At 40.8% G+C, this 2,155-nt stretch carries 1 pseudogene; it reads left to right on the plus strand.

The window, feature by feature from the left end:
• Positions 1-189: 189 nt before the first annotated feature.
• A pseudogene (locus FTV03_RS17575) lies at positions 190-2,028 on the plus strand (PQQ-binding-like beta-propeller repeat protein); the annotation flags it as partial.
• Positions 2,029-2,155: the final 127 nt, after the last annotated feature.

Raw genomic sequence — 2,155 nt, forward strand, 5'->3', positions numbered from 1 at the left:
CATGAGAAAGCCCATATAAATGGGTAATGTACAAGTTGCTGTAGAAGCATGTTTAATTCGTCTGATCACAGATACTTTATAAAGTATTTTAATACTTTTTTGAATCAGTCAATGCGTAAGTCCTAAAGACTTTACTTTATTCTAATTTTTTGACTATTTAACCAAGCCTATATTACCCAGAGGCAAGGTATGAACACAGAACAAACCTCTCCGCAAGAGCGTGTAGGGGCTAAAGTCTACCGATATTTTTTTATCGTACTGACTGCTCTGATCGCACTATATTTAATCATCCAAGGTTCTAAATTATTGAGTCTCGGTGGTTCAAGCTATTATCTCATTGCTGGTGTTGCGTATATCGTCATCGCTGTTTTATATGCAATGAAAAAAGCCGCTGGCTTTTGGTTGTCTATCATCACATTTATTGCAACTGTGATCTGGGCAATTGCTGAAGTGCAAGGTTTTGACTTTTGGCAATATATTCCACGTTTAGTGACCCCAACTGTTTTATTTGTTTTAAGCCTATGGGCAAGTCGTAGTCTGCCTGCACTGAGGCTCACAAAAGTTAAAATAGCCAATCAAGTTGGATTCGTTGGTTTAGCTGCCTGTGTGGTTGCGCTGATTGCCGCATTCTTCCCACATGGCAAAATTTTAAATCCAGTTGATCTCGTACAAGATCCAAGTTTAGCAAAACCAAATGCTGAAAACCCAGACAACTGGGAGTATTTTGGTCGTAATGGTAACGGTACACGTTTCGCTCCATATACTGACATTACCCCTGAAAATGTCAAAGATTTGAAAGTTGCTTGGACCTACCATACGGGTCGTGATTTGAAAGCAGGTGTAGACGAAAATACACCCATTCAAATTGGTAGCACACTGTATTCATGTACACCGACCAATATTATCACTGCCATTGATGGTGATAGTGGTAAAGCACTTTGGAAATATGATCCTAAAGCAAAAACTGCGGAACATATTACCTGTCGTGGTGTAGGCTACTACGATGCAACTAAAGATAAATCACTTACACCTGCCGATTTAGCATCTAACGGCATCAAAGCATGTCCACAACGTATTTTAACCTCTACTGTTGATGGTCGTTTAATTGCCTTGAATGCGAAAACAGGTGCTTTATGCCCTGAGTTTGGTATCAATGGTCAAGTCGATGTTTTACATGACATGGGGCCAACTGAACAAAGTAAACGCTACCACCCAACATCAACTCCTCTCATTGCAGGTCATGTTGCAATTTTAGGTGGCTGGGTCCGTGATATTGTGCACGGCGAGCCTTCTGGTGTCGTACGTGCCTATGATGTTCGTACAGGTAAATTGGCTTGGGCGTGGGATATTGGTAATCCTGAACTTGTTGGTGAGCCTAAAGATGGTAAAGGTTATACCCTTGAAACGCCAAACATGTGGACCATTCCAACCTATGACAAAGACTTAAATCTTGTTTATTTACCTACTGGTAATGGTCCTCCAGATTATTGGGGTGGTGACCGTAGTGGTGCTAAAGAGAAATTTGGTTCGGCTGTCGTTGCTGTCAATGCAACGACTGGTAAAACAGTGTGGTCGTATCAAATTGTGCATCATGACGTATGGGATTATGACTTACCGTCACAACCTGTGCTTTACACCATGACCAATGATCAAGGTGAAAAAGTTCCTGCATTGATTCAAACCACTAAAATGGGACAAATCTTTGTCTTAGACCGTCGTACGGGTAAACCAGTGTCTAAAGTGGTTGAAAAAGCCGTTCCAACCTCTGGTGCTGCTGAAGGTGAAAAACTTTCTCCAACTCAACCATATTCTGTCGATATGCCACAAATTGGGAATGACACTTTACGTGAAAAAGACATGTGGGGGATCTCTACCTTTGACCAATTAAACTGTCGTATTGATTATAAAGATTCTGTGTATCAAGGTCTTTATACCCCGCCGGGTGAAAAACCATATATAGAATGGCCAAGTCTTTTAGGTGGTATGAACTGGGGTGGTATTTCTATCGATGAATCAACAGGTTTGATGAGAGGTGGTTCCACTTGTTTGAACAACTAAAAGCGTATTTATAAGTGATATTCTGCTCTAGTTAAGCCACCTTGTTTTGTTGCGGTAGCTGATCATAGTAAAACTCATTTGGTGTCATTTTGTCTAG

The sequence above is a fragment of the Acinetobacter sp. YH12218 genome (genome assembly GCF_013417925.1).
Classification (GTDB): domain Bacteria; phylum Pseudomonadota; class Gammaproteobacteria; order Pseudomonadales; family Moraxellaceae; genus Acinetobacter; species Acinetobacter amyesii.